General features: G+C 71.9%; 22 protein-coding genes and 1 pseudogene. 13 read left to right on the top strand and 10 right to left on the bottom strand.

From position 1 onward, the window contains the following. Positions 1-12 precede the first annotated feature (12 nt). On the top strand, positions 13-1,980 hold the full coding sequence (locus BN6_RS40640; RefSeq protein WP_015105707.1) for a hypothetical protein: 1,968 nt from the start codon (positions 13-15) through the stop codon (positions 1,978-1,980). Positions 1,981-2,095: 115 nt separating this feature from the next. Here BN6_RS40640 and BN6_RS40635 read toward each other — a convergent pair whose 3' ends face one another. Continuing rightward, positions 2,096-3,508, bottom strand: a complete 1,413-nt coding sequence (locus BN6_RS40635) for a M20/M25/M40 family metallo-hydrolase (protein ID WP_041319575.1) — start codon at positions 3,506-3,508, stop codon at positions 2,096-2,098. A gap of 452 nt (positions 3,509-3,960) precedes the next feature. On the opposite strand from BN6_RS40635, the gene pdhA reads away from it, so the two are divergent. From pdhA to BN6_RS40620, 3 genes are read left to right on the top strand one after another with little or no spacing between them, the layout of a single operon-like run. Further along, positions 3,961-5,157, top strand: a complete 1,197-nt coding sequence (pdhA, locus tag BN6_RS40630; protein ID WP_015105705.1) for a pyruvate dehydrogenase (acetyl-transferring) E1 component subunit alpha — start codon at positions 3,961-3,963, stop codon at positions 5,155-5,157. 1 nt (position 5,158) lies between these two features. Next, complete coding sequence (locus BN6_RS40625; RefSeq protein WP_015105704.1) at positions 5,159-6,181, top strand: alpha-ketoacid dehydrogenase subunit beta; 1,023 nt, start codon at positions 5,159-5,161, stop codon at positions 6,179-6,181. Positions 6,182-6,195: 14 nt separating this feature from the next. Beyond that, positions 6,196-7,683, top strand: a complete 1,488-nt coding sequence (locus BN6_RS40620) for a dihydrolipoamide acetyltransferase family protein (protein ID WP_015105703.1) — start codon at positions 6,196-6,198, stop codon at positions 7,681-7,683. Between the two features lie 25 nt (positions 7,684-7,708). Here the strand turns inward: BN6_RS40620 and BN6_RS42815 are convergent, their stop codons facing one another. After that, entirely contained in the window at positions 7,709-9,028 is a 1,320-nt protein-coding gene (locus BN6_RS42815) for a pentapeptide repeat-containing protein (RefSeq protein ID WP_015105702.1), read from the bottom strand. Between the two features lie 74 nt (positions 9,029-9,102). Between BN6_RS42815 and BN6_RS40610 the strand changes: the two genes are divergently transcribed. Both BN6_RS40610 and BN6_RS40605 read left to right on the top strand, forming a co-directional pair. Next, the gene (locus BN6_RS40610) at positions 9,103-10,005 is read left to right on the top strand and encodes a helix-turn-helix domain-containing protein (RefSeq protein WP_063641996.1); all 903 of its coding nucleotides are present in this window, start codon (positions 9,103-9,105) and stop codon (positions 10,003-10,005) included. Positions 10,006-10,457: 452 nt separating this feature from the next. Further along, a pseudogene (locus tag BN6_RS40605) lies at positions 10,458-10,640 on the top strand (tyrosine-type recombinase/integrase); the annotation flags it as partial. Positions 10,641-10,661: 21 nt separating this feature from the next. Here BN6_RS40605 and BN6_RS40600 read toward each other — a convergent pair. Further along, a complete protein-coding gene (locus BN6_RS40600) occupies positions 10,662-11,876 on the bottom strand; it encodes an acyl-CoA dehydrogenase family protein (protein ID WP_015105699.1) in 1,215 nt (404 codons plus the stop codon). 7 nt (positions 11,877-11,883) lie between these two features. Beyond that, the gene (locus BN6_RS40595) at positions 11,884-12,534 is read right to left on the bottom strand and encodes an SCP2 sterol-binding domain-containing protein (RefSeq protein ID WP_015105698.1); all 651 of its coding nucleotides are present in this window, start codon (positions 12,532-12,534) and stop codon (positions 11,884-11,886) included. Positions 12,535-12,631: 97 nt separating this feature from the next. Here BN6_RS40595 and BN6_RS40590 point away from each other — a divergent pair, with 97 nt between their 5' ends. Further along, positions 12,632-13,393 (top strand): TetR/AcrR family transcriptional regulator, encoded by a 762-nt coding sequence (locus tag BN6_RS40590; protein ID WP_015105697.1) that lies wholly within the window; start codon positions 12,632-12,634, stop codon positions 13,391-13,393. On the opposite strand, the gene BN6_RS40585 is transcribed toward BN6_RS40590, so the two are convergent. Continuing rightward, positions 13,390-14,193, bottom strand: a complete 804-nt coding sequence (locus BN6_RS40585; RefSeq protein ID WP_015105696.1) for a MaoC/PaaZ C-terminal domain-containing protein — start codon at positions 14,191-14,193, stop codon at positions 13,390-13,392. The two genes, BN6_RS40590 and BN6_RS40585, sit on opposite strands and share 4 nt — an antisense overlap. Next, complete coding sequence (locus BN6_RS40580; protein WP_015105695.1) at positions 14,193-15,560, bottom strand: 3-oxoacyl-ACP reductase; 1,368 nt, start codon at positions 15,558-15,560, stop codon at positions 14,193-14,195. The genes BN6_RS40585 and BN6_RS40580 overlap by 1 nt, the downstream gene beginning before the upstream one ends. An 83-nt stretch (positions 15,561-15,643) precedes the next feature. Here BN6_RS40580 and BN6_RS40575 point away from each other — a divergent pair, with 83 nt between their 5' ends. Then, the gene (locus tag BN6_RS40575; RefSeq protein ID WP_015105694.1) at positions 15,644-16,921 is read left to right on the top strand and encodes an acetyl-CoA C-acetyltransferase; all 1,278 of its coding nucleotides are present in this window, start codon (positions 15,644-15,646) and stop codon (positions 16,919-16,921) included. 32 nt (positions 16,922-16,953) lie between these two features. On the opposite strand, the gene BN6_RS40570 is transcribed toward BN6_RS40575, so the two are convergent. Continuing rightward, complete coding sequence (locus tag BN6_RS40570) at positions 16,954-17,238, bottom strand: hypothetical protein (protein WP_041315707.1); 285 nt, start codon at positions 17,236-17,238, stop codon at positions 16,954-16,956. A 97-nt stretch (positions 17,239-17,335) separates the two neighbouring features. Between BN6_RS40570 and BN6_RS40565 the strand changes: the two genes are divergently transcribed. Beyond that, positions 17,336-17,614, top strand: coding sequence for a hypothetical protein (locus BN6_RS40565; protein WP_148303189.1), 279 nt, complete (start codon positions 17,336-17,338; stop codon positions 17,612-17,614). On the opposite strand, the gene BN6_RS40560 is transcribed toward BN6_RS40565, so the two are convergent. Then, positions 17,611-18,237 (bottom strand): SIMPL domain-containing protein, encoded by a 627-nt coding sequence (locus BN6_RS40560; protein WP_015105692.1) that lies wholly within the window; start codon positions 18,235-18,237, stop codon positions 17,611-17,613. The two genes, BN6_RS40565 and BN6_RS40560, sit on opposite strands and share 4 nt — an antisense overlap. A gap of 132 nt (positions 18,238-18,369) precedes the next feature. On the opposite strand from BN6_RS40560, the gene BN6_RS40555 reads away from it, so the two are divergent. The 3 genes from BN6_RS40555 (at position 18,370) to BN6_RS40550 (ending at position 20,766) form a co-directional block, all read left to right on the top strand. Then, on the top strand, positions 18,370-19,563 hold the full coding sequence (locus tag BN6_RS40555; protein WP_015105691.1) for an ATP-binding protein: 1,194 nt from the start codon (positions 18,370-18,372) through the stop codon (positions 19,561-19,563). 226 nt (positions 19,564-19,789) lie between these two features. Further along, a complete protein-coding gene (locus BN6_RS47575) occupies positions 19,790-19,936 on the top strand; it encodes a hypothetical protein (RefSeq protein WP_015105690.1) in 147 nt (48 codons plus the stop codon). 563 nt (positions 19,937-20,499) lie between these two features. After that, a complete protein-coding gene (locus BN6_RS40550; RefSeq protein WP_231904878.1) occupies positions 20,500-20,766 on the top strand; it encodes a PIN domain-containing protein in 267 nt (88 codons plus the stop codon). Between the two features lie 431 nt (positions 20,767-21,197). Here the strand turns inward: BN6_RS40550 and BN6_RS40545 are convergent, their stop codons facing one another. Together BN6_RS40545 and BN6_RS46390 are read right to left on the bottom strand one after the other, a co-directional pair. After that, positions 21,198-21,761, bottom strand: a complete 564-nt coding sequence (locus BN6_RS40545) for a PIN domain-containing protein (protein ID WP_015105688.1) — start codon at positions 21,759-21,761, stop codon at positions 21,198-21,200. A 3-nt stretch (positions 21,762-21,764) separates the two neighbouring features. Then, a complete protein-coding gene (locus BN6_RS46390) occupies positions 21,765-22,247 on the bottom strand; it encodes a helix-turn-helix domain-containing protein (RefSeq protein WP_041315706.1) in 483 nt (160 codons plus the stop codon). A 35-nt stretch (positions 22,248-22,282) separates the two neighbouring features. Between BN6_RS46390 and BN6_RS40535 the strand changes: the two genes are divergently transcribed. After that, positions 22,283-24,175 (top strand): NHL domain-containing thioredoxin family protein, encoded by a 1,893-nt coding sequence (locus BN6_RS40535; RefSeq protein ID WP_015105686.1) that lies wholly within the window; start codon positions 22,283-22,285, stop codon positions 24,173-24,175. Positions 24,176-24,185: the final 10 nt, after the last annotated feature.

The raw sequence follows: 24,185 nt of genomic DNA, 5'->3' as shown, positions 1-24,185 counted from the left end.
CACCATCGGGGCATGGCCGAGCGCGGGCGTGACGACGAGGACCGCGAGCAGTTCCTGGATGGGCTCGTGGACGACGAGGTGGCCCGCGGCGAGCTGCGCGAGTCCTTCGCCGCGGCCGGTCTGTCCAGGCACGACCTGGTGGAGGCGGTGCGCGCGGCCCGGCTGCCGGTGTTCGCCGCCGCCCACGAGGAGGAGGCCCGCTACTGGCGGCTGCTCGCGCCGGGACCGGCGGGGTCCGGGGCGCGGGCCGGGTTCGCGGTGGCGGTGGCCGTCGCCGTCGGCCTGCACCTGGTGCTGGCCGCCGGGCTGGTGGTGAAGGCGGCCGACCGGGCGCTGGGCCTCGCGGGGATGGCCGTGCTCGGCGCGCTGGCGCTGGTCGTGGCCCTCGCGGTCGAGGTGTCGGGCTCGTCGGTCACCCGGCACTCCCGGGGCGTCGCGGCGGCCTTCGTGCCGTTCCCGCTGGTGGCGGTCGCGCTGGAGGGGCTGGACACGGTGGCCCGATTACCGGTCGTGCCCTTGACCCTGATCGGTGTGGGCGCGGTGTTCGCGGCGTTCGCCCGGCTCACCCTCGGCCTGCGCTCGCAGCGGCGGGACGACCTGGCCGCCGCCTTCCGGGACTGGGCGCGGGCGCTGCGCCGGGACGGGGTCCTGCCGGTGCTCCGCGCCCGGCTCGACGAGGCCACCGAGGCGGTCTGCTCGACCTCGCTGACGGTGCGCGACGCGTCCGCGCTGGACGACGTGCGCGCGCACGTCCCCACGCCGGCCGCCGTCGAGCTGGCCGGGCTGCTCGACCGGCGCACCGGAGGCACCTTCGCCGTCACCGGCGCGCGCGGCGTGGGCAAGACGGACCTGCTGCGGGCGGTCTGCGCGGGCCACTACCGCGAGCCGGACCGCCTGCCCGACCTCGCCGTCCTGGTCGCCGCGCCGGTCGACTACCTGCCTCGGGAGTTCCTGGTGGACCTGTTCGCCCGGACGTGCGAGGCGGCCATCGCGCACCTGCCCGCCGGCGAACCGCCGCGCGGCCTGGCCAAGCTCCGCCGGCGGGTCGCCCCGCCCCGGCTGGTGGCCGCCGCGAAGGAGAACCTGCTGGTGCTCGCCCACGTCCGGTCGACCGACCGGGTGTTGCGCCACCCCGAGCTGGTCACGCGCTTCCGCGACTTCCTGGCGCTGGCCGTCGCCGAGCAGACGGCGCTGGGCGAGCGCGCCGACCGCACACCCGGTCGGGTGATCATCGCCGTGGACGAGCTGGACCGGATCGGCACCGGCGAGCCCGCGCGGCGGTTCCTGGCCGAACTCAAGGCGGTCTTCGACGTCCCCGGCTGCCACTACCTGGTCTCGGTGTCCACCGAGGCGCAGCTCGGTTCCTACCGGTCCGGCATCGGCCCGCTCAGCGTGTTCGACGGCTCGTTCGACGAGGTCGTGCGGGTCGGCCACCTCGACCTCGACCACGCCAAGAAGCTGGTCCGCCGGTACGTCGTGGGCCTGCCCGAGCAATACCTGGCGCTGGCCCACGTGCTCTCCGGCGGCCTGGCGCGGCAGCTGTTCCGCGCCACCCGCGCGATCGTGGACCTCGGCCGCGATCAGCCGGACCGGTCGATCGAGGAGGTGGTCCGCGTCCTGGCCGACACCGAGCTGCACCGGGCCCGCCGGTCCACCGCCGAAGCCCTGACCGCGGTGGACGACCGCGCCGGCGCGACCGCGTTCCTGCTCCTGCTGGACCAGGGCCCGGCACTGTCCGCCGAACGCGTCCTGAACGCCTACCAGGGCCTTTCCACGCAGGTCGGCGAGCTGCGCGACGCGCTCGCCGCGCGCATCCGGTTCCTGGAGACCGTGCGCGGGGTGTTCACCGCGGACTTGGACGAGGCCCGCACCCGCGCCACCGACTTCGACCGGCTGGCACTGGCCCGCCGGCACGTCGGCGGCAACCCGGCCGCCGCCCTCGCCCTGCTCGACGACCTCCGCGCGGACCCGGCCCGGTGAGCCGGGTCCGCGCGCGGGATCAACGCCGAGGATCAACGCCGAGGGTCGGCGCCGGGGGTTCAGCGCCGGGGGTTCAGCGCCGGGGGTTCAGCGCCGGGGGTTCAGTGCTGCGGGATCAGCGGCGGGTGTGCGCGTCCAGCACCACGGCGACGGCCTCGGTGATCCGGGCCGCGTGGCCCAGGTGCAGCCACTCGTCGGGCACGTGGCAGTTGCTGTCCGGGCCGACCGCGCCGGTCACCAGGAACTGCGCGTCCGGGTACGCGTCGTGCAGCAGGCCCATGAACGGGATCGAGCCGCCCAGCGACACCGTCCGCCACGGCGCGTCGAACACCTCCTCGCCGACCACGTCCAGCGTCTTGCGCAGCCACGGCGCGAGCTCCGGCGCGTTCCAGCCGTCGGCGTGCTCGACCCGGGACAGCTCCACGACGGCCCCGTACGGCACGTCCTGGGTCAGCAGCCGCTCGACCGCCTCGACCGACGCCTTCGCGTCGGCCGTCGGCGGCAGCCGGAAGCTCAGCACCAGCGTGGTGAACGGGCGCAGCACGTTGCCGGCGTCCTCCGGGGCGGGCAGGCCGTCCGCGCCGGTGATGGACAGCGTCGGCCGCCAGCCCGCGTTGAGGCCCAGCTCGACCTCGTCGGTGGTCACCGGCCGCACGCCCGGCGCCCACGGCACCGACGACACCTGCACGCCCGGCGCGCTGGCGATCGCCTCGCGCACCTCGGCGACCCGGTTGGCCGGCACCTCGACGTGCATCTCGCGGATCAGCACCTCGCCGGTGGCCGAGTCCTCCAGCCGGTCCAGCAGCTGCCGGGCGACCCGGAACGAGCTGGGCACGATCCCGCTGGCCATGCCCGAGTGCAGGCCGCTCTCCAGCACCCGCACGGTCAGCGTGGCCTGCGCGAGCCCGCGCAGCGACGTGGTCAGCCACATCCGGTCGTAGTCGCTGCCGCCGGAGTCCAGGCAGACCACCAGCGACACCTCGCCCAGCGCCGGCTTGAGGTGCTCCAGGTAGGCGGGCAGGTCCGGGCTGCCGGACTCCTCGCCGGTCTCCAGCAGCACCACGCACCGCGCGTGCGCCCCGCCGGCCGCCCGGACGGCCTCGATCGCGCCGATCGCGGCGTACCCGGAGTAGCCGTCGTCGGCCGCGCCCCGGCCGTAGAGCCGGCCGTCCCGCACGACCGGCGTCCACGGTCCCAGGCCCTCGGACCAGTTGGCCACCGGCGGTTGCTTGTCCAGGTGCCCGTACAGGAGCACGGTGTCGGTCGCGTCGCCGGTGGCGGGCACGTCGACCACCAGCAGCGGCGTGCGCTCGGGCAGCTCGACCACCTCGATGGTCGCGCCCGGCAGGTCGCGCCCGGCGAGCCAGCCGCGGACGTGCTCGATCGCGGCGGCCAGGTGCCCGTGCTCGGCCCACGCGGGGTCGAACGCGGGTGAGATCGCGGGCACCGCGACCAAGTCGGACAGGCTCGGGAGGATGTCGTCGTCCCAGAGGCCACGGACGGTACGGGTCAGCACTGAACGGTCCACGTCCCGATACTCGCACGCGTCGCGGCGGTACCGGTTGGTGGACAAGCCCCGGGCCACCGATGGTCGGACGTCCACGGGTGCCCGCCCCGCCGGCCGGGCCAACCCCCGAGGTCGTGAGTGCGCGATTGCGCCAACCGGGTGTGTCCGCCGGCGTACGGACTGTCGTTAACGATCGGTAACCGGGACACCGCCGTCCGTTGTACGAACGGCCTACTCGGACTGCCGAAGATTGGCCTTCCTACCGTTGTCCCTGTTCAGGAGCGTGCGGGCACCATCACAAACTGGGACGGGGCTCACCATCCTGGGTGAACGCGTGTCAGGATGTGGATGAGAAACACCGTCAGCGCCGACGGTTGCCCGACCACCCTCACCAGGGGGCGGCGACTGGCGGTGCCGCCGCGCATGGTCGTCACGAGCGACTTGGCGGCCTCGTAGACGAGGAGTAAGGCGCAATGTCGTCCCCAGAGAAATGGACGCAACCGGGGCCGGACAGCCCGCCGGCCACGGCCGCCACCCCGACCGCGGAACAGGTGATCGCCGGCTTGCGAGCGACAGACGAGGGCGGTGCCGACCTGGTGCAGCTGCTCACCCCCGAGGGTGAGCGGGTCACGCACCCGGACTTCGACATCGACATCTCCGCCGAGGAGCTGCGCGGCCTGTACCGCGACATGGTGCTGGTGCGCCGCGCGGACCGCGAGGCGAACGCGCTCCAGCGCAAGGGCGAGCTGGGTCTCTGGGTGCCGCTGCTCGGCCAGGAGGCGGCGCAGATCGGCGCGGGCCGCGCGCTGAAGCCGGTCGACATGGCCTTCCCGAGCTACCGCGAGCACGGCGTGGCCTGGTGCCGGGGCATCCAGCCGCACGAGATCCTGGGCATGTTCCGGGGCACCGACAACGGCTCGTGGGACCCGGTGGAGCACCGCTTCCACCCGTACACGATCGTCATCGGCAACCAGGTCCTCAACGCCGCCGGCTACGCCATGGGGCAGAAGTTCGACGGCAAGGTCGGCGACGACGCCGACAGCGAGGCCACCATGTGCTTCTTCGGCGACGGCGCGACCAGCCAGGGCGACGTGCACGAGGGCTTCGTCTGGGCCGCCGTGTACGACGCGCCCCTCGTCTTCTTCTGCCAGAACAACCAGTGGGCCATCTCCGAGCCCACCGAGCGCCAGTCGCGGCTGCCCCTCTACCAGCGGGCCCGCGGCTACGGCTTCCCCGGCATCCGGGTCGACGGCAACGACGTGCTGGCCACGCTCGCCGTCTCGCGCTGGGCGCTGGAGGAGTGCCGGCAGGGCAACGGCCCGATCCTCATCGAGGCCTTCACCTACCGGATGGACGCGCACACCACGTCCGACGACCCGTCCCGCTACCGGCTCTCCGACGAGCTGGAGCTGTGGAAGCTCAAGGACCCGATCGAGCGGGTCAAGGTCCACCTGGTCAAGCAGCAGTGGGCCGACCAGGACTTCTTCGACTCGGTCGAAGCCGACGCCGAGGAGCTCGCCATCACCATGCGCGAGCACTGCGTCGCCCTGGAGACCCCGCCGGCCGAGCGGATCTTCAGCAACGTCTACGCCGAGGAGAACCCCGTGCTGGACGCCCAGCGCGACGAGTTCCTGGCCTACCACGCCGGCTTCGCGGGAGGTGAGCACTGAAATGGCTGCTCCGACGATGAACCGACCCACCTCCGGCGCGCCCGCCGCGGTGCAGACGCTGACCATCGCCAAGGCGATCAACAACGGCCTGCGCGCGGCGATGGAAGCCAACCCGAAGGTCCTCGTCATGGGCGAGGACGTCGGCAAGCTCGGCGGCGTCTTCCGCATCACCGACGGTCTCCAGAAGGACTTCGGCGAGCAGCGGGTGCTGGACACCCCGCTGTCCGAGTCCGGCATCATCGGCACCGCCGTCGGCCTCGCGATCCGGGGCTACCGGCCGGTGTGCGAGATCCAGTTCGAGGGCTTCATTTTCCCCGGCTTCGACCAGATCGTCAGCCAGGTCGCCAAGCTGCACGCCCGCACCCAGGGCAAGCTCAAGCTGCCGATGGTGATCCGGGTGCCGTTCGGCGGCGGCATCGGCGCGGTCGAGCACCACTCGGAGTCGCCCGAGTCGTACTTCGCGCACACCGCCGGCCTGCGGGTCGTGGCGTGCTCGAACCCGGCCGACGCCTACTGGATGATCCAGCAGGCGATCGACTCCGACGACCCGGTGCTGTTCTTCGAGCCCAAGCGGCGCTACTACGAGAAGGGCGAGGTCGACACGACCGCAGCCCCCGTGCCGCTGCACTCGTCCCGCGTGCTGCGCACCGGCACGGACGCCACGCTCGTCGCGTACGGCCCGATGGTCCGCGTCTCGCTCGACGCCGCCGCCGCGGCCGCCGAGGAGGGGCGCTCGCTGGAGGTCGTCGACCTGCGCACGCTGTCCCCGCTGGACCTCGCCCCGGTCTACGACTCGGTGCGGCGGACCGGCCGGCTGGTCGTGGTGTCCGAGGCGCCCGGCGAGTCGTCCATCGCCAGCGAGATCGCGGCCAAGGTGCAGCAGGAGTGCTTCTACTCGCTGGAAGCGCCCGTGCTGCGGGTGACCGGTTTCGACACGCCGTACCCGCCGGCGAAGTTGGAGGAGGAGTTCCTCCCCGACCTCGACCGGGTGCTGCACGCCGTAGACCGCTCACTGGCCTGGTAAGGGGACCGCAGGACATGCCGCAGTTCAAGCGATTCCCCCTGCCGGACACGGCGGAAGGGCTGACCGAGGCCGAGATCCTGACCTGGCACGTGGGTCCGGGCGACACGGTCAAGGTCAACGACATCATCGTGGAGATCGAGACCGCCAAGGCGGCGGTCGAGCTGCCGTGCCCGTGGGACGGCGTGGTGACCGAGCTGCTGGTGGAGGTGGGCCAGACGGTCGAGGTCGGCGTCCCGATCATCACCATCGACGTGGACCCGTCCGGCACCGCCGCGCCCGCCGCGCCCGCCGCGCCGGAGACCAACGGCGTGGCCGCGACCCCCGCCGAGGGCGAGGGCCGGGTGGCCAACCTGGTCGGGTACGGGCCGAAGTCCGGGCCGGCCAAGCGCCGCGCCCGCCGGGACGCCCCCGCGCCGGCGGCCTCGTCGGTCGCGGTCGCCCCGCCGCCGCCCCCCGCACCGACTCCGGTCGCGACTCCGGCTCCGGCCCCGACTCCGGTCGCGACTCCGGTCGCGACTCCGGTCGCGACTCCGGTCGCGGCCCCGACTCCGGTGGCGGTCGCGGCTCCGGCCCCGGTCGCGCAGCCGGGCGGGTACGTCCCGCTGGCCAAGCCGCCGGTCCGCAAGCTCGCCAAGGACCTGGGCGTGGACCTCCAGGTGCTGGCCGGCAGCGGCCCCGGTGGCGTGATCACCCGCGAGGACGTGGAGCAGGCGCTCACCGCACCGGCACCCACGACATCCGCTGCGGCGTCCACTCTGGCGTCCACTGTGGCGTCCACTGTGGACAATGGCTACGCCGCAGGCTCGCGGGAACGCCGGGTGCCGATCAAGGGCGTCCGCAAGGCGACCGCGCAGGCGATGGTCGACAGCGCGTTCACCGCGCCGCACGTCACCGAGTTCCTGACCATCGACGTGACGCCGATGATGGAGCTGCGCGCCCGGCTCAAGGGCACGGCCGAGTTCCGCGACGTCAAGCTCACCCCGCTGGCGTTCGCGGCCAAGGCCGTGGTGCTGGCGACCCGCCGCACGCCCGACGTGAACGCGACGTGGGACGCGGCGGCCGGCGAGATCGTCTACAAGGACTACGTGCACCTGGGCATCGCGGCCGCCACGCCGCGCGGCCTGGTCGTGCCCAAGGTCCGGGACGCGGACCGGATGTCGTTGCGGGAACTGGCGATCGCGCTGGACGGGCTGGCGACGGTGGCCCGGGACGGCAAGACGTCACCGGCGGACATGATGAACGGGACCATCACCATCACCAACGTCGGCGTGTTCGGCGTCGACACCGGCACCCCGATCATCAACCCCGGCGAGTCCGCGATCCTCGCGTTCGGCGCGATCCGCGACATGCCGTGGGTGGTCGACGGCCAGGTCGTGCCGCGCAAGGTCTGCCAACTGGCCCTCAGCTTCGACCACCGCGTGGTCGACGGCCAGCAGGGCTCGCAGTTCCTCGCCGACGTGGGCGCCCTGCTCGCCGACCCGGGCATCGCCCTGACCTACTGAAGTCCTGACCTGCTGAAGTCCTGACCTACTGATCGACCGCAGTGGCTCCACCGGAACGCCGGGCACCTTCGGGCGCCCGGCGTTCCTTCATGCGGCGCAACGCCTGCGCGAACTCCTCGGGCTCGACGCCGACCACGCTCAGGTCGGCCTCGGCGGCGACCACGCCGTCCGCCTCCAGCACGCAGTCCGCGAACCGGGCACCGTCGAGGTGCAGCCGGAGGTGGTTCACCCTGCTGCCGGCGAACCGGATCGTGCAGCGCTCGGCGTCCGCGGAGCGCAGCACCAGTGACGACTCCCGGCCGGTCACCGGGTCGACCGGCACGGCGTCCAGCCCGGAGAAGTCGAGGGTCGTCCCGCGGAACGTGCAGCCGGACAAGTCGAGCTCGGACTCGGTGAGCCGCGCGCCGCCGAAGTCGACCAGGTCGCCGGTGAACTCCGCGCCGGTGAACGCCAGCGTGGCCTGGCGGGCGGTGATCCCGACGAACGACGTGTCGGCGGCCGTGAACCGCGCACCCCGGAACGTCACGGTGCCCCTGAAGGTCGCGTTCCGGAAGTCGGTCAGGTCGCCGTGGAACGTGGCGTTGTCGAACATGTGGTCGCCGGTGAAGGACTGGCCCGCGAGGTCCAGGTTCTCGAACTCCACGCCCCGGAAGTCCATCCGCAGGGCGCGTGAGCGCCAGTCCTGGCCGAGCAGGGTGGTGATGATCGCCTGGCGCACCTCGCGCTCGGTGCGGTCGTCACGGGGGTAGGGCGTGCGCAGGTAGCCGCACAGCACGTCGACGCAGGTCTGGCGCTGTTGCGGCCAGTCGTTCGCCAGGCCCGCCATCGCGTAGACGCCCGCCAACCGCACCGCGAAGCTCTCGTGCCCGAGCTGCTCGGCGGCCTTCCCGTAGCGCTCGTTGAAGAACTTGGTGGACTCGCGCTCGTCCTGGCGCGTCGCGATGGTGTGCGCGGCCTCCGACACCTGCTGCTTGCGGTAGGCGACCGCCAGCGCGACGACCGCACCCAGCCCGCCCACCACCGCGAGCCCGATCTTGAGCAGGTCGAGCAGCTCGGCGGTGGTGAAACTGGCCGCCGAGGGCAGCGCGGGCCGACCGAGCAGCCAGAACAACCCGAACCCGGTCACGCCCGCGAGGACGACGGCCAGCAGCAACCACTTGATCACGGCCCACGCCATCGAGCCGCGAGCGCCGTCGGCCCGGACCCGTTCCCCCGGGTCTGCGCGCCCGTCCTGGCCCGACCACACCCGGAACGCGGCGCGGCCCAGCCGCCAGACCACGAGCAGGGTCAGGAACGCCAGCAGGGCCGGCCAGTACGCGTCGAACAGCCTCAGCGCGTCGTGCACGGGGGGAGATGCTGCCGGATCATCGGCGAAAAGAGGTTGAAGTTCCAGTAACTGGAGAGTTCAAGGTGGTCCCCGTGACGCACTACTCGATCGGCCAACTGGCGCGGCTGACCGGCCTGTCCACCCGGACGATCCGGTTCTACTCCGACTCCGGGCTGATCCCCGTCGCGGGGCGGACGTCGGGCGGTTTCCGCACCTACGACCTCGACGGGTTGGCGCGTCTCAAGCTCGTGCGGACACTGCGCGACCTGGGCGTCGACCTGCCCACCGCGCAACGGGTGCTCGCGCGGGAGGTGTCCGTGGCCGAGGTGGCCCGGACGCACGCGGAGGCCATCGACGCGCAAATGCGCACGCTCCGGCTGCGCCGGGCCGTGCTGCGCGTCGTGGCCCGGAACGGGGAGGTGGAGGCGGTGCACGAGTTGGCGAGGCTGTCCGAGCAGGAGCGCCAGGCGATCCTGGACGACTTCTTCGACGAGGTCTTCGGCGGTCTGGAGATGGACCCGGCGTTCCGCGACCGGATGCGGTCGGTGAAGGTGGAGCTGCCCGACGACCCGACGGCGGAGCAGCTGGAGGCGTGGGTGGAGCTGGCGAACCTGGTGCGCGACCCGGACTTCCGCGCGTCGATCCGGCGGATGTCCGAGCGGCACCAGGAGCTGCGCGCGGAGGGCGTGGACATGTCCGGCCCGGGTCCGGAGCAGATGGCGGCGTTCCAGTACGCGATGGACCAGGCCGCCGAGGCACTGGCGGCCGGCGTCGACCCGGGGTCGCCCGACGCGGCACGGTTCGTGGCCCGCATCGACGCGAAGTGGCAGGACGTCCCGAACCTGCCGACGGGCCCCGAACTGGCCCGCTGGCTGGGCGAGTTCGGCGACCCGAGGTCGGAGCGCTACTGGATCCTGCTGGCCGTCATCAACGGCTGGCCCCCGGTCCCCGACACGTCGGCCCAGCGCACCTGGCTGGCCGCAGCGGTCGGCTGACACCGCACGGCCGTTCGCAGGCGAAAGGGACGGGGCCGTCCGCGCCCGGAAGACCCCGTCCCTTTCCACCCCGACGTGATCAGCTCACTTGATGTGGACGCCCGAAATGGCCCTGGCCACCACCAACCGCTGGATCTCGCTCGTCCTTCGGAGGGGGTGAAGATCCCACCAGGGTGACCTGATCTGACGATGTCATATGGAATCGCGGTGCGACCTGCCCATGACGTCTCAACATTGATCGTTGGTGACCAACGTTCTCCGACGCCAGACGGGCTGAGAGAGGCCCTTCGCCGTCTCGACCGGCCTCCACGTTGGCGCTGGCGCGGAGCATCGGCGGACGTCGATCGCCGTGCCCGGCATGATCCACCCGCGTGGCCGGGCGATAGTCACGGCCTGGTGCCGCATGCGACTCGGGTCGCCTCGCCGAAGGCGGCAAGCCTCGATCCCGGAGAACGGTGCTGCTGTCGCAGGGAGTGTCCATTAAGGAGCTTGCGGAGTACCTGGGACACGAAGACCCCGGCTTCACGCTCCGCACCTACACGCACCTGATGCCGTCCAGCCACGAGCGCGCCCGGAAGGCCGTCGACCGGGTCTTCCGCGCCCGCAAGACCCGGTCCACTTCCCGGACGGCCTGAGGACGGCCTGGGGTGATCAACTCACTTGATGTGGATGCCCGAAATGGCCCTGGCCACCACCAACCGCTGGATCTCGCTCGTCCCCTCGAAGATGGTGAAGATCTTGGCGTCCCGGTGCATCCGCTCGACCGGGTGCTCACGGGTGTAGCCCGCGCCGCCGAGGATGTGGATGGCGCGCTCGGTCGCCCAGACCGACACCTCGCCCGCCTTGAGCTTGGACATCGAGCCCTCGCCCGCGGTGAACGGCACGTTGTTGCGGCCCATCCACGCCGCCCGCCACACCAGCAGCCGGGCCGCGTCGATCTCCATCCTCATGTTCGCCAGGTCGAACGCGATGGACTGGTTCTCGATGATCTTGCGCCCGAACGCCTCGCGGTCCTTGGCGTACTCCAGCGAGTACTCGTAGGCCGCCCGCGCCACGCCGACCGCCATCGCGCCGACCGTCGGCCGGGTGGTCTCGAAGGTGGCCATGGCCGCCTGGCCGCCGGCCTTGCGCCCCTCGCGGGCCCGCGCCAGCCGCGCGTCCAGCTTCTCCTTGCCGCCCAGCAGGCAGCGGCCGGGTACGCGCACGTCGTCGAGGAACACGTCGGCAGTGTGCGACGCCCGCATGCCGTGCTTCTTGATCTTGCCGGGCGACGACAGGCCCTTCGTGCCCGGCGGCACGACGAACCCGGCCTGGCCGCGCGAGCCGAGCGCGGGGTCGACCACGGCGGTAACCACATGGACGTTCGCGATGCCGCCGTTGGTGGCCCACGCCTTCTGGCCGTTGAGCACCCACTCGTCGGTGGCCTCGTCGTACACCGCGCGGGTGCGGTAGCCGGCGACGTCGGAGCCCGCCTGCGGCTCGGACGCGCAGAACGCGGCCAGCTTCGGCTCGTCCTCGGTGCCGAAGCACTCCGGCACCCACTCGGCGAGCTGCTCGGGCTCGCCGGAGGCGAAGATGCCCGCCGCCGCGAGACCGGTGCCCATCAGCGCCAGCGCGATGCCGGCGTCACCCCAGAACAGCTCCTCGGTGGCGATCGGCAGGGACAGCCCGATCGGGTCGGCGAACCAGGTGGCCAGCGCCTCGAACCCGTACAGGCCGATCTTCGCCGCCTCCTGGATCACCGGCCACGGGGTCTCCTCCCGTTCGTCCCACTCGGCCGCCGCCGGGCGGATGACCTCCTTGGCGAAGCCGTGCACCCACTCCCGGAGGTCTTCCTGGTCCTCGTTCAGCTCCAGCGAAAAGCCGCCCATGTGATCCTCACGCCTTCGGGATGTCGAACAGGCTCATGAACCCCGCCGCGAAGCCGAGGTCCCCCTTGACCTTGAGCTTGCCGGTCATGAACAGCACCGGCGCGGACGCGTTGCCGGTGGCCAGCTTGAGGAACTCGACCGGGCCCAGGGTGATCGTCGCGCGCGACTCGCGGGTGGCACCGTTGTTGATGGTGCAGGCCGCGTCCTCGATGATCGCCTCGTACACGTCGTGTCCGCCGTCGCCGAAGCCGCCGGACAGCCGGAAGTGCACCACGGCACGAGTGGCGCCCGCGCGGTCGCCGCGGAAGTGGACCTCCATGCGCCGGAACACCTCGTCGAGGACCCGTTCGCGCAGACCGGGACGGTTGGTCACGGCGTCGATCTGGTCCTTGGACGCGCGCGAGATGATCCGGGCGAAGTTCTGCGGGTCCATCGTGGCCAGGTCGAGGTCCGCGCCCCCATCGGCCAGGTCGCCGAGCGCGCCCAGCAGGTCGGCGAACTCGTCCTCGCCGAGCTTCTTCGGGTCGATGCCGCGCGCGATGACGTCGATGTCGACGTCCTTGAGCGCGGGGTCCGCGGGATCGACCTGCTTGAGCGTTGAGATCAGCTCCTGGGGGCTGAGCCTCGCGATCGCCTCGGTGGTGAGGTCGACGGTCATGGTGGCACCTCCGCTACCTACTCGCAGGTAAGCCTACTGGCCAGTAGGTAAGGCGGCAAGGGGGTCCGATAATCTTGTCCCAGCCTTGGAGGGTGTGATGCACGCAGAACAACCGGTCCGCACCGGTCGGGCCAAGCGACTGCCGCGCGCGGTGCGCGAGCGGCAGATCCTGGACGCGGCCGTGGACGTCTTCTCGCGCCTGGGTTTCCACGCCGCGTCGATGGACGAGATCTCCGACGTCGCGGGCATCTCCAAACCCATGCTCTACGCCTACCTGGGCTCCAAGGAGGAGCTGTTCGCCACCTGCATCCGGCGCGAGGCCACCCGCATGATGGAGGCCATCGCGACCGGCGTGGAGGCCGACCAGCCACCGGACGTCCAGCTGTGGAGCGGCCTGCGGGCGTTCTTCGGGTTCGTCGGCGGCAACCGGCCGAGCTGGCAGGTCCTGCACCGCCAGGCGTCCTCGCAGGGCGGCCCGTTCGCCGAGGAGCTGGCCGACCTGCGCGGCCGGGCGATCAGCCTGGTGGCGGCGCTGCTGGTGCACTCGGGCGAGTTCCCCGACGTGCCCAGACCGGGTGACAAGGAGGCCGAGGCACTGGCCGCCGCCCTGGTCGGCGCGGGCGAGTCGCTGGCCGACTGGTGGCTGGACAACCCCGAGGAGCCGGCCGGCGTGGTCGCCGCCCGGCTGATGAACCTGGTCTGGATGGGCTTCGGCGACCTGGTCGCGGGCCACGTCTGGCACCCGCCGTCCCGCCGGTCGCCCGAGCCCGCCGAGGACCGGGCCCCAGCGGATCAAGCGCCCGAGGATCGGGTGCCGGAGGATCGGGTGCCGGAGGATCAGGCGCCCGAGGAAGACTAGGCGTGCAGCACGCCCTCCAGGTGGGGGCGGTCCGACCACAGCGCGAACCGCCACCCGGCACCGGTCGGGGTGGCGGAGAAGTCGACCGCGCCGGGCAGCGGGATCGGGGCCTTGAAGCGCACGTCCACCGTGCACGCGTCCGGCAGCCGGCCCTCGAACGCCGCCACGCAGCGCGCCTTCGACCACATCCCGTGCGCGATCGCCCGGGGGAAGCCGAACGCGCGCGCGGTCAGCGCGTGCAGGTGGATCGGGTTGCGGTCGCCGGACACCTGCGCGTACCGCCGGCCGGTGTCGCCCGGCACCCGCCACCGCCCGGTCGGCGTCGGCGGCTCGGCGCGGTCCTTCCCGGCCGGTTCGCCGCTCCCGTCGCCCCGGCGGAGATATGTCGACACGTCGACCCAGACCTCCTCGCCGTCGACCGACGCCGTCGAGCGCACGTCGAACTGCTGCCCGCGCTCGTGTGGCCGCAGGTTCGCCAGCGACACGTGCACGTCCAGCGGTTCGCCGGCGTGCAGCGGCCGGGTCCGGGTGATCCGGTTGGCCACGTGCACCAGGCCGGGCAGCGGGAACGGGAACCCGCGCCCGGTCATCAGCTCGACCTGCGCCGGGAACGCGAGCACGTGCGGGTAGGTCAGCGGCAGCCCGTCGCCCACCCCGAACCCGCAGACCCGGCCGTACGCGGCCAGGTGCGCGCGGTCGACGTCGACCCGGAACGACTTCTCGGCGGTCGGCAGCTCCGAGCCGCGCCGGGTGAACCCGGTCAGCGCGGCCTTGGCGTACAGCCAGGTCAGGTTCGCCATCACGCCCCCAGCAGGCTCTGCCCGCAGACCCGCACGACGTTGCCGTTCACGCCCGCCGAAGCAGGGTGGGCGAACCACGCGACGGTCTCCGCGACGTCCACCGGCAGCCCGCCCTGCGACAGGCTGTTCATCCGCCGGCCCGCCTCGCGGATCACCAGCGGCACGGCGGCGGTCATCCTCGTCTCGATGAAGCCGGGCGCGACCGCGTTCACCGTCGTGCCGGTGCCGTCGACCTGCTCGGACAGCGCGTCGACCAGGCCGATCACGCCCGCTTTGGTGGTCGCGTAGTTGGTCTGGCCGACGTTGCCGGCGATGCCCGCGATGGACGAGACGCCGACGACCCGCCCGTTCGGCCGGAGCGCGCCGGAGTCGAACAGCGCCTGGTTGACGCGTTCCTGGCAGGCCAGGTTCACCTGGAGCACGGCGTCCCAGCGGCCTTCGTCCATCCGCCCCAGCGTCCGGTCCCGGGTGATGCCCGCGTTGTGCACGACGACGTCGACGCCGCCGTGCCGCTGGTCGACGTGCTCGACGATCCGCGCGGGCGCGTCGGGCGCGGTGATGTCGAGCTGGATCGTGGAGCCCTTCACCCGGTTGGCGACGGCGGACAGCTCCTCGCCCTGGCCGGGGACGTCCAGGCACACGACGTGCGCGCCGTCGCGGGCGAGCACCTCGGCGATGGCCGCGCCGATGCCCCGCGACGCGCCGGTGACCAGCGCGACCTTGCCCGCGAGCGGGGCGTCCCAGTCGTCGGGGGCCTCGACCGGGCCCGCGCCGATCCGGATCACCTGGCCGGACACGTACGCCGACCGCCCGGACAGCAGGAAGCGCAGGGTCGACTCGACGTTGCCCTCCGCGCCCTCGGCGACGTAGACGAGCTGCGCCGTGCCGCCGCGCTTGAGCTCCTTGCCCACGCTGCGGGTGAAGCCCTCCAGCGCGCGCTGCGCGATCCGGGACACGGCGGACGCGGGCGGCGTGCCGAGCACCACGACCCGTCCGCACGGGCCGAGTGAGCGGATCGAGGGGTGGAAGAAGGTGTGCAGGTCGCGCAGGTCCTCGACCTTCTCGATGCCGGTCGCGTCGAAGACCAGGGCGGCGGGCCGTTCGGCGGCCTCGGTCCGTTGGGTGGTGTCGGTTCGTCCGGCGGTGTCGGTCCGTTCGGTGGGGTCGGTCGTGACGTCGAGGCCGATGGACCCCAGGGTCGCGCGGACCGGCTCGACCAGCCGTCCCCGGCCGCCGAGCAGCACCGGGCCGTCGAGCGGGGGCCGGCCGGGCGAGTGCCGGCGCAGCGGGTGGGGATCGGGCAGGCCGAGCTTGCCGACGACGAACCGCCCGATCCCGGACCTGGCGAACGACTGGTAGCGATCCATCTCCACATCACACCCCCTACTCAATAGTAAGTCTACTGGCGAGTAGGTAAGATGGTGGTCACACGCCCGCACGGGAGGACGCCATGGCCGACATCCGCAGGGTTGCCATCCTGGGTGGCAACCGAATCCCCTTCGCCCGCTCGAACGGCCCGTACGCCGCCGCGTCGAACCAGGACATGTTCACCGCCGCGCTGGACGGCCTGGTCAGCCGGTTCGCGCTGCACGGCGAACGGCTCGGCGAGGTGGTCGCGGGCGCGGTGCTCAAGCACAGCCGGGACTTCAACCTGGTGCGCGAGTGCGTGCTGGGCAGCGGGCTGTCCGCCGAGACGCCCGCCCACGACCTCCAGCAGGCGTGCGGCACCGGGTTGCAGGCGGTCATCGCGGTGGCGAACAAGATCGCGCTCGGCCAGATCGAGTCGGGCGTGGCGGGCGGCGTCGACACCACGAGCGACGCGCCCATCGGCGTGAACGAAGACCTGCGCGGCGTGCTGCTGGAGTTCAACCGGGCCCGCACGGTCGGGGCCAGGCTCAAGGCCGTGGCCAAGCTGCGGCCCAAGCACGTCGTGCCGGACGTCCCGCGCAACGGCGAACCCCGCACCGGCCTGTCCATGGGCGAGCACGCCGCCATCACCGCCCGCGAGTGGGACATCACCCGCGAGGCCCAGGACGAACTGGCCGCCGCCAGTCACCACAACCTGGCCGCGGCCTACGACCGGGGCTTCTTCGACGACCTGGTGACCCCGTTCCAGGGCCTGACCCGGGACCAGAACCTGCGGCCGGACTCGTCGGTGGAGAAGCTGGCCACGCTCAAGCCGGTGTTCGGGCGGGGCGCGGACGCGACCATGACGGCGGGCAACTCCACCCCGCTCAGCGACGGCGCGTCCACGGTGCTGCTGGCGAGCGAGGAGTGGGCGGCGGCCCGCAACCTGCCCGTGCTGGCGTACTTGACGTTCACCGAGACGGCCGCGGTCGACTACATCCACGGCGGCGAGGGCCTGCTGATGGCACCCGTCCACGCCGTGCCGAGGATGCTCGCGCGCGCCGGTTTGTCCTTGGGGGACTTCGACTTCTACGAGATCCACGAGGCATTCGCGTCGCAGGTCCTGGCGACGCTCAAGGCGTGGGAGGACGCGGAGTTCTGCAAGAGCCGCCTCGGCCTCGACGCGCCACTGGGCCCGATCGACCGCGCGAAGCTCAACGTCAACGGCTCCTCGCTGGCCACCGGCCACCCGTTCGCGGCGACCGGCGCGCGGATCGTGGCAACGCTGGCGAAACTCCTGTCCGAACGCGGCTCGGGCCGCGGCCTGATCTCCCTCTGCGCCGCCGGCGGCCAGGGCGTGACGGCGATCGTGGAACGCTGACCACCTGGCCATCCCGGAAGAAGTTTCGGATTTCACAACGGGTCGAACCGGACCACGGCGATCGCCACCGTGCTCGGCGTAGTCGCCACGGTCCTGACGCTCATGCCGCGCGACGGTGGCGGCGAGCCGAGTTCCGCTCCTGCGGCAGCGGGACCCGTTTCGACCTCGGCGGAACCGTCCACCGAGGTCAGGTCGATCGAAGCCGTCCCGCCGCCCGTCCAGGTCGGCGCGCCGTTCCGTCCCACGACCGGTGCCACGCCCACGCCCGCCGGGGTCGAGCCGCCGCGGTCGGTCGCGCCCGCGTCCGTCCCGGGCACGACGACCGCATCGACGTTCGCCCTCGCGCCGCCGAATCCCGGGACGGGGGACGTGCGGTTCAGCGGATCGCTCGTCTTCGGCGGTTACAACCTCGACTTGACCGAACCCCGCGACGTCGAAGGTCTCAACGTCTGGCGGATTTCACCCACCCGGTTGTACGGCGACGCGTACGACGTGAAGGAATGGCTCGCCGACTCGCTGCCCGAGCGCGCCGACTGCGCCGGTCACCTCGCCGCGGAGGTCCGCCGGGACGCGACGAACCTGGTCGTCGGCAGCAAGGTGTGCGGGAGAACGCCCGGTGGTCGGATCTTCCGGATCGAAGTCCTGGGCCTGGCCGACCGGACGATCACCGGTCACGTGGTGGTCTGGGCCTAGCTCAGCAGCACCCAGGTCGCCGTGCAGCGGACCGTCACGACGATCTGCTGCGCCTCCAGGTTGAGCTCGTCCATCCGGGGCGCGTCGCCGACCGAGCCGCCGTAGGCCGCCATCGCCCGGCCCGCCGACGCCTCCGCGGCCCACGTCTCGCCGTCGCCGTCGGAGAGCCGGAGCAGCGACCCGAGCCGGCCGCCCAACGCCTCCGCGTACCCCTCCGCCCGCCGGCGGTTGTCCGCCACGGCCTCGCGCTGGGCCTCGCGGATCGCGTCGGCGTCGTCGGCCAACTGCCAGCTCGGGCCGTTGAGCCAGGTGGGCTCGGCGGCGACCAGCGCGGCCAGCAGGTCGTCCAGCTGGGTCAGGTCGTCCACGCGCAGCACGTACTGCTGCGCCGCGCGACTGCCCGCCCGCTGCTGGCCGTCCCAGTTGTCGTGCACGGTGAGCTGCCGCGACCGCACCTCGACGCCCGGCCGTCCCAGCGCCGGCTCGATCGAGGCGACGCGGCCGGTCAGCAGTTCCACCGCCTCGTTGCGCGTCGTTCCCACGGTCTCGAAGTTCACCTGCACCTCGGCCCGGTCGGCGGTGCGCTCGACCTTGCCGGTGCCCTTGGTCACGACTTCAGCCACGTGACCCAGCCAACCCGCCCACCGGTCCATGCGCAACGATAAGCACGTCTAGCCAATTCACTAGACTCGCCGATACGCCGTGACACGCGCTGAGTATTGGATCTGCCCTAGACACCTCGATACCGTCCGAGGATGGACCCGGTCCGCAATCCCTTCGCCCCCGGCGCGGGGCAGCGCCCGCCCGAACTCGCCGGACGGGACAAGGAACTCGGCGCGTTCGACGTCGTCCTGGAACGGGTGGCGCGCGGCCGGCCGGAGCGCAGCCTCGTGCTGACCGGGCTGCGCGGCGTGGGCAAGACCGTGCTGCTCGGCGAACTGCGGTCGATGGCGGTCAAGCGTGGGTGGGGCGCGGGCAAGATCGAGGCGCGACCGGAGGCCGGGCTGCGGCGTCCGCTGTCGGCCGCGCTGCACCGGGCGATCCGGGACTTGGCCGTGCGGCACCGCGCGCCGGACCGGGTGGAGTCCGTGCTGGGGGTGCTCAAGGCGTTCGCGCTGCGCGCCAACCCGGACGACGCGAAGCTGCGCGACCGGTGGCAGCCGGGCATCGACGTGCCGGCCGCGCAGGGCCGGGCCGACTCCGGGGACATCGAGATCGACCTGGTGGAGCTGTTCACCGAGGTCGCGGAGCTGGCGCAGGACGTGGGCACCGGGGTGGCGCTGCTCATCGACGAGATGCAGGACGTGCCGCCGGACGACATCTCGGCGCTGTGCGCGGCCTGTCACGAGCTGTCCCAGTCGGGCGCGCCGCTGGTCGTGGTCGGTGCCGGGCTGCCGCACCTGCCGGCGGTGCTGTCGGCCTCGAAGTCGTACTCGGAGCGGCTGTTCCGGTACGTGCGGATCGACCGGCTGTCACGCGAGGACGCCGACCGGGCGGTGCTCGCGCCGGTGGAGCGCGAGGAGGCGGGGATCGCGGAGGAGGCGCTGGACGCCCTGTTCGACGCCTCCGGCGGCTACCCGTACTTCATCCAGGCCTACGGCAAGGCCGCGTGGGACGCCGCGCCCGCCGACCCGATCACGCCGCTGGACGTGGCGGTGGCCGCGCCGGAGGCGGACGCGGAACTCGCGGTCGGGTTCTTCGGGTCGCGCTACGAGCGGGCCACGCCCGCCGAGCGGGAGTACCTGCGGTCGATGGCGGAGCTGACCGACGGCAAGGACGCGGGCGTGAACACCGCGCAGGTCGCCGAGCAGCTGGGCCGCAAGCCGTCGTCGCTGTCGCCGGCGCGGGACAGCCTCATCAAGAAAGGCCTGGTCTACAGCGCGGAGCGGGGCCAGATCGCGTTCACCGTGCCGCACTTCGGGCGCTTCCTGCTGGGGCGCGAGGACTGATTCCCGACTCTCCGGCGCGGTCCTGCGGTCACGCTGGGTGTTGATCGTCGAGCTGTCCTGTGCGGGTAGGTGTCTGCCAGGCGAATCGTAGGGGCTCTTCAGGTGGCGGCCGGAGATTCATCGGTATGTGCCCCACCTCACCGGATAATCGGGTGCTTTCTGTGTGCGCAGGGTGCATACTTGAGGCACACCACCGAGAGACACCGTTGAGAGGGATGAACCCCCGATGAACTTCACTGCGAAGCTCCGCGCTCGTCGTGTCGAGGCTCGCAACCGCAAGGCTGTCGCCCGCGCGATCGAGATGGCGCCGACCCCGGCGATGCGTCACGAGTTGATGGCGATCGCGCAGTCCCAGGTGACCACCCTCCGCTGAGACCTCCGCGCTGAGACGGCAACCCGATCGACACCGGGTACACGCCCCGCCGTCTCGCGCGTGTGGGCGAAGGGGGAACGTCGAAGGCCCTGTCGCACCTCCCGCGCGGCAGGGCCTTCGACCATTGTCGAGACGTTCTGAAACGTGATCTGTGTCACACTCGGTAGGGGGTGTAACAGTCCACGATCGTGTCTCGATGTTCCTGGTGACCCCGCGGTGCTGTCGGACCCCCGACCTGGCAGCACCGCGGGGTTTCCCATATCTCCCCCGAACTGCTTCTCGCTAGGACATGTCCGGACTACTTGGACGTGGCAGAGCCGGTCCAGGTGTCGTCCTGTCTACGGGCACGCCTCATCATCACTATCCCCCTGAATGTGTCTTGTCCCCCATGGACACCATCCATGGTGCCACCGGGGTACGACAGTTTTTTGAGGGTTTGCTGAGAGCATGGGCGGATGAGCCTCCCGCTCTTGGTGGTTGACGCCGCAAATGTCATCGGATCGGTGCCCGACGGCTGGTGGCGCGACCGTGCCGCAGCGGCCGAAAGACTGCGGAACTCCCTGGTGGGAGTGGGTGAGCAGGGCCTGTCCGGGTTCGCCGAAGGACCGCTGGAGGTGGTCCTGGTGGTGGAGGGCAAAGCCCGCCACGTGCAGTCGATACCCGGCGTCCGTGTGGTCTCCGCCACGTCCTCCGGCGACGACGCGATAGTCGACGTGGTCCGCGCCGAAGCCCCCGGCCGCCCCACCGCAGTCGTCACCGCCGACCGCGAACTCCGCCGCCGCGTCACCGACCTGGGCGCGTCAGTCCTGGGCCCCCGCTCGGTCCGCTGACCGTCGCACCCGTCCCTTTCCCCGCCACGCCGCCGCTTTCACCCGCCGCGTCGCCAAGCTCGTTCACACGTCGCCCGCCGGCCCCCGCACACCCGTGCTTCGCACCGGCCGTTCAGGACGCGAATCCCGCAACCCCGAACCCTTCGGCCACCGCAATCGCTTCGGCCCAACGCAGCCCAACCCGCGCAGCGCCGCCGAAGGAGCCGATGGGCTTCCCCCGCGACTGGGAAGATCCACGACCCGGAAGACGTCCCCGAGGACCGGAAGTGGGTGGCCGACCCAGCGGACGACGTCAACCGCCTGGTCGTCCACGCAGGACGCGCACGCGTGGTGTGGGAGTTCATCGGCAACCCGGCTCCCGACCACCTGTTGCGGGGAGGTGCGCGGCGAGGTCGTCCTGCTGGTTCTCCGAATCGTGTGCTGCCAGTACGTCAACTTCTCCACATGGTGTCTCGGCGACAGGCAGCCGCGAACTCCCTGCAGGCATGGCTGTCGTTCGTCAGGATGTCGAGCAGTTCGCCGACGGACCGCGGCGAGTGCCGGTAGCGCGACACCTGGGTCCGCAACGCCTTGTGCACAGTTCGTGGGGCGAGGTCCAACTGGTCCAGCAAGAAGACGTCCGGGTGAACGGCTTCGATGTCGTAGCGCTGCATCGACGACGCAGGGAAGTCCTTGAGGTTCTCCGTCACCAAGACCTCTGCGCCACCACGAATCGCAGCCGCGAGCACGTGCCGGTCCTTCGGGTCGTTGGTCATCGCGTCGATCAAGTCGGTGTAGCCGGTCACTTCTGCTCCCGGGAACACGACTCCCAACTGGTTGCGGAGGTGCCGGACCTGGGGTCCGGTCACTCCGCGCTCAAGCAGGTTGCGTTCGAGTTCTTCCAGGACGCCCGTCGACCACAGCGGGCGGTAGAGACCGGCTTCGGCGATGCTCAGGATCGTGTCGCGCAGGTAGGGCTTGAACAGCACGCAGGTGTCGAAGAACGCTGAGAACAAGGCTCACTTGTCTACCGGCAGTCGCTCGACCGGTGCGTCGAGCGGGAGATCGTAGAGCCCACCCTCTTCGCCGTCCCGCACCATTTGGTCCAGGTCGGCAGAGCGGGCTCGGCGCGTACGTGCCTGATAAGCGAGCAGGTCCGCGAGCCTGACCCGGCGGTGGCGGTTGGGCTTGTCGTGGGGGATCTCCCCCGCTTCGAGCAGGCGCACCAGGGTCGGCCGGGAGACCCCGAGCAGGTGCGCGGCTTCGCTCGTCGTGAGCACGGTGTGCTGGGGTGCGACAGTGATGGCCAACCCTTGGGACATGGCCGTCACGACGTCGCGCAACACTTCGAACACCTCAAGGGGCAGGGCCAACCGCGTTCCGTCGGGGCCGACGAGCACTGCGGCGTCATCGCCCGTCCGGGACAGCGCCGTGACCCACGGCGACAGGCTCTCCGGATGCGCGGGTGGCAGCACCGTCCGTTCCTCAACGCTTGTCGTCATACCGCGATCGTAGCTCGAAACGAACGAAACGAACGATGGTTTCGCCCACATGGTGGACCTCGGAACACCGATCCCTTGAACTGTTGTTGACTCCGGACGTGACGACCGCTCATCGACGCCGTGCCCGTGTCCGCGCCCCCGAACTGGTCGGTCGGAGCTGGTTGAACACCGGTGGGCGAGACATCAGCCTCAAGGAGTTGCGGGGCAAGGTCGTCCTGTTGGACTTTTGGACCTTCTGCTGCATCAACTGCCTGCACGTCCTGGACGAGCTGCGCCCGCTGGAAGCCGAGTTCGCCGACGTCCTGGTCACGATCGGCGTCCACTCGCCGAAGTTCGTGCACGAAGCGGACGCCGAGGCGCTCGCGGACGCCGTCGAGCGCTACGGGGTGCACCACCCCGTCCTGGACGACCCGGAGCTCACCACCTGGCAGAACTACGCCGTCAAAGCCTGGCCGACGCTCGTCCTGGTCGACCCCGAGGGCTACGTCGTGCACGTCGCCGCCGGCGAGGGGCACGTCGACGCGCTGCGCCAGATCGTCGCCGAACTGGTCGAGGAGCACGACGCCAAGGGCACGCTGCACCGCGGCGACGGCCCGTACGTGCCGCCCGCCCCGGCCGACACCGAGTTGCGCTTCCCGGCCAAGGCGCTGCTCACGCCCTCCGGCACGATCCTGGTCAGCGACTCCGCCCACCACCGCCTGGTCGAGCTGGACACCGACGGCGAGACCGCCCTGCGCCGGATCGGCACCGGCGAGCGGGGGCGCCGCGACGGGCTGAACCCCAGCTTCTCGGAGCCTGCCGGGCTCGCGCTGCTGCCCGCGGAGGTCGCCGCGCGCGTCGGCTACCACGTGGTCGTCGCCGACACCGTCAACCACCTGCTGCGCGGCCTGAACCTCGACACCGGCGAGGTCACCACCGTTGCGGGCACCGGCGAGCAGTGGCGGGGTGGGGAGACCGACGGCCCCGCGCTCGACATCCCGCTCACCAGCCCGTGGGACGTCGCCTGGTGGGAGCCGGCGGGCGGGGTCGTCATCGCGCTGGCCGGCAACCACACGCTCGGCCTGTTCAACCCCGCCGAGGACCGGCTGGAACGGTTCGCGGGTACCACGGTCGAAGGGTTGAGCGACGGGCCGTTCGCCGAGGCGTTCTTCGCCCAGACCTCGGGCCTGGCGGCGGCCGGCGACCGGCTGTGGCTGGTCGACTCCGAGACCTCCGCCCTGCGCTACCTGGAAGACGGACAGGTGCGCACCGCCGTGGGCAAGGGCCTGTTCGACTTCGGCCACCGGGACGGCGACGCCGACCAGGCGCTCCTCCAGCACCCGCTGGGCGTGGCCGTGCTGCCGGACGGCTCGGTCGCGATCGCGGACACCTACAACGGCGCGGTCCGCCGCTACGACCCGGCCACCGGCGAGGTCGGCACGCTCGCGACCGACCTGGCCGAGCCGTCCGACGTGCTCTTCCTGGACGGCGAACTGGTCGTCGTGGCCTCCGCCGCGCACCGCCTGGACCGGCCGGTCGCCCCCGGCACGCAGGTGCTCGGCGAGGCCCACAAGGTGCGCCGCCCGCCGACCGTGCTCGCCCCCGGCGACCTGGAGCTCAGCGTGGTGTTCACGCCGCCGGCCGGCACCAAGCTCGACGACCGCTACGGCCCGTCGACCCGCCTGGAGGTCACCAGCTCGCCGCCGGAGCTGCTGGTCGGCGGCGCGGGCGTGGGCACCGACCTGACCCGGTCGCTGCGCATCGCGGAGGGCTTCACCGAGGGCGTGCTGCACGTCGTCGCGCAGGCCGCGAGCTGCACCGACGACCCGTCCGTGGAGCACCCGGTGTGCAAGCTCACCCGCCAGGACTGGGGCGTGCCGATCCGCATCAGTGCGGCCGGCCCCCACCGGCTGCCCCTGATGATGGGCGGTCTGGACGAGGGTGTCTGACGCGGCACGT

The organism is Saccharothrix espanaensis DSM 44229 (assembly GCF_000328705.1).
Lineage (GTDB): Bacteria > Actinomycetota > Actinomycetes > Mycobacteriales > Pseudonocardiaceae > Actinosynnema > Actinosynnema espanaense.
The sequence above is the reverse complement of the archived record's forward strand: the minus strand, read 5'-3'. Positions and strand labels throughout refer to the sequence as shown.

Excerpts from the sequence above, each read along its gene's own strand:
- BN6_RS40590 (WP_015105697.1), top strand. The coding sequence starts at position 12,632 with ATGCACGCAGAACAACCGGTCCGCACCGGTCGGGCCAAGCGACTGCCG.
- BN6_RS40620 (WP_015105703.1), top strand. The coding sequence starts at position 6,196 with ATGCCGCAGTTCAAGCGATTCCCCCTGCCGGACACGGCGGAAGGGCTG.
- BN6_RS40585 (WP_015105696.1), bottom strand. The coding sequence starts at position 14,193 with ATGGCGAACCTGACCTGGCTGTACGCCAAGGCCGCGCTGACCGGGTTC.
- BN6_RS40555 (WP_015105691.1), top strand. The coding sequence starts at position 18,370 with ATGGACCCGGTCCGCAATCCCTTCGCCCCCGGCGCGGGGCAGCGCCCG.
- pdhA (WP_015105705.1), top strand. The coding sequence starts at position 3,961 with ATGTCGTCCCCAGAGAAATGGACGCAACCGGGGCCGGACAGCCCGCCG.
- BN6_RS40625 (WP_015105704.1), top strand. The coding sequence starts at position 5,159 with ATGGCTGCTCCGACGATGAACCGACCCACCTCCGGCGCGCCCGCCGCG.
- BN6_RS40535 (WP_015105686.1), top strand. The coding sequence starts at position 22,283 with ATGGTTTCGCCCACATGGTGGACCTCGGAACACCGATCCCTTGAACTG.
- BN6_RS40580 (WP_015105695.1), bottom strand. The coding sequence starts at position 15,560 with ATGGATCGCTACCAGTCGTTCGCCAGGTCCGGGATCGGGCGGTTCGTC.
- BN6_RS47575 (WP_015105690.1), top strand. The coding sequence starts at position 19,790 with ATGAACTTCACTGCGAAGCTCCGCGCTCGTCGTGTCGAGGCTCGCAAC.
- BN6_RS40640 (WP_015105707.1), top strand. The coding sequence starts at position 13 with ATGGCCGAGCGCGGGCGTGACGACGAGGACCGCGAGCAGTTCCTGGAT.
- BN6_RS40595 (WP_015105698.1), bottom strand. The coding sequence starts at position 12,534 with ATGACCGTCGACCTCACCACCGAGGCGATCGCGAGGCTCAGCCCCCAG.
- BN6_RS46390 (WP_041315706.1), bottom strand. The coding sequence starts at position 22,247 with ATGACGACAAGCGTTGAGGAACGGACGGTGCTGCCACCCGCGCATCCG.
- BN6_RS40600 (WP_015105699.1), bottom strand. The coding sequence starts at position 11,876 with ATGGGCGGCTTTTCGCTGGAGCTGAACGAGGACCAGGAAGACCTCCGG.
- BN6_RS40575 (WP_015105694.1), top strand. The coding sequence starts at position 15,644 with ATGGCCGACATCCGCAGGGTTGCCATCCTGGGTGGCAACCGAATCCCC.